Source organism: Promicromonospora kroppenstedtii DSM 19349 (assembly GCF_000515355.1).
Lineage (GTDB): Bacteria > Actinomycetota > Actinomycetes > Actinomycetales > Cellulomonadaceae > Promicromonospora > Promicromonospora kroppenstedtii.
The window spans coordinates 24,115-25,896 of the sequence record NZ_KI911746.1 but is presented as its reverse complement, the minus strand read 5'-3'; the positions used below and the strand labels follow the sequence as shown (position 1 = coordinate 25,896).

Genomic DNA, 1,782 nt, shown 5'->3' with positions numbered 1-1,782 from the left:
GTACGAGCAGGTGGGGTGACGGCGCCGCTCGACGTCGCCGTCGTCGGCGCAGGGCTCGCCGGGGTGGGGCTCGGCGTGCGCCTGCGGCGCGCGGGGCGCACCGGCTTCACCGTCCTGGAGCGGGCCGACGACGTGGGCGGCACCTGGCGCGACAACGTCTACCCAGGCGTCGCGTGCGACATCCCCAGCGCCCTGTACTCCTACTCCTTCCTGTCGCAGCCGCGGTGGTCGCGGGTGTTCGCGCCGGGCGCGGAGATCCACCGGTACGTGCGCGACGTCGCGCGGTCCGAGGGCCTCGCCCCGCACCTGCGGCTCGGCACCGACCTCACGTCGGCCCGCTGGGACGACGACGCCTCCGCGTGGCGCCTGACGACGTCGCGCGGACCGCTCACGGCGCGGGTTCTGGCCACCGCCGTCGGCCGGCTGAGCGAGCCCCGCGTGCCCGAGATCCCGGGGCTCGGCACGTTCCCGGGCCGGGTGTTCCACTCGGCCCGGTGGGACCGTTCCTCGCTGGCCGGGCTGCGCGTCGCCGTGGTCGGCACCGGGGCGAGCGCCGTCCAGCTCGTGCCGGAGGTGGCACGGCAGGCGGCGTCCGTCGTCGTGCTGCAGCGCACACCGCCCTGGGTGCTCCCGCGCGGCGACCGGGCGTACGCGCCCGGTGAGGAGCCGCCGGACCGCGCGACGCTGGCCGAGGAGGCCGAGCGGCTTTTCGATGCCCGGATCGCGGGTACGCGTGCGGAGGCCGAGCTGCGCTCCCGGGCCGAGGAACACCTGCGCGCACAGGTGCCCGACCCGGCGCTGCGTGCGCTGGTCACGCCCGACTACGCGGTGGGCTGCAAGCGCGCGCTGTTCAGCGACGACTGGTACCCGGCCCTCCGACAGCCGCACGTGACGCTGGAACCGAGCGCGCCGGCCGCGGTCGAGGGCTCGACGGTGGTCGCGACGTCGGGCGCGCGGTACGAGGTGGACGTGCTGGTGCTGGCGACGGGGTTCGAGACGACGCGGCCGCCGTTCGCGCACCTGGTCACGGGCCGCGACGGACACACGCTCGCCGAGCACTGGTCGGGCGGCATGACGAGTCATGCCTCCACCGTGGTGCACGGGTTCCCGAACCTGTTCGTGCTGGACGGCCCCAACGCGGGGCTCGGCCACCACTCTGCCTTGGAGGTGATCGAGGCGCAGATCGGCTACGTGCTGGGCGCGCTCGACCACCTGGACGCGACCGGCGGGCCGCTGGAGGTCTCGGCCGAAGCCGAGGCCGCCTACACCGAGGAGGTGGACCGGCGGGCGGCGGAGACGGTGTGGCTGCGCGGCGGCTGCCGGAGCTGGTACGTGGACGAGCGCTCGGGCCGCCTGACCCTCCTGTGGCCGGGCCGGGCCACGGAGTTCCGCGAGCGCTTCGGCACCTTCGACCCGGCGCCGTTCCACGGGGCTGTTGCCGGGGCCGGGCCGAGTATCCGGGCGGTCGGCAAATTGTCAGGTGATCGGTAGCTCGGGCTGCCGATCACCTGACATCCTGCCGACCATCCGGGTCCCCCGGCACAAGATCAGCCCGGGACCAGGCCGTTCTGGTAGGCCCAGACCACCGTCTGGAGCCGGTCGCGCGTGCCGACCTTGGCCATGGCGCGGCCGAGGTGCGACTTCACCGTGCTCGTCTCGACGACCAGCTCCTGCGCGATCTCGGCGTTGGACAGCCCGCGGGCGAGCTGCCGCACGATCTCGGCCTCGCGGGCCGTGAGCTGGGCCGCGGCGGCGGCCTCGTCGGCGGCCGACCGGGGCGGC

The 1,782-nt window shown here is 75.3% G+C and carries 2 protein-coding genes; one reads left to right on the top strand and one right to left on the bottom strand.

Annotated features, from left to right (window positions below; translation table 11 throughout):
* Positions 1–1,491, top strand: a 1,491-nt coding sequence (locus PROKR_RS25330) for a flavin-containing monooxygenase (protein ID WP_245605966.1), incomplete at its 5' end; no start/stop codon positions are given.
* Positions 1,492–1,547: 56 nt separating this feature from the next.
* Here the strand turns inward: PROKR_RS25330 and PROKR_RS25325 are convergent.
* On the bottom strand, positions 1,548–1,782 hold a 235-nt coding region (locus PROKR_RS25325), incomplete at its 5' end, for a response regulator transcription factor (RefSeq protein WP_036969249.1).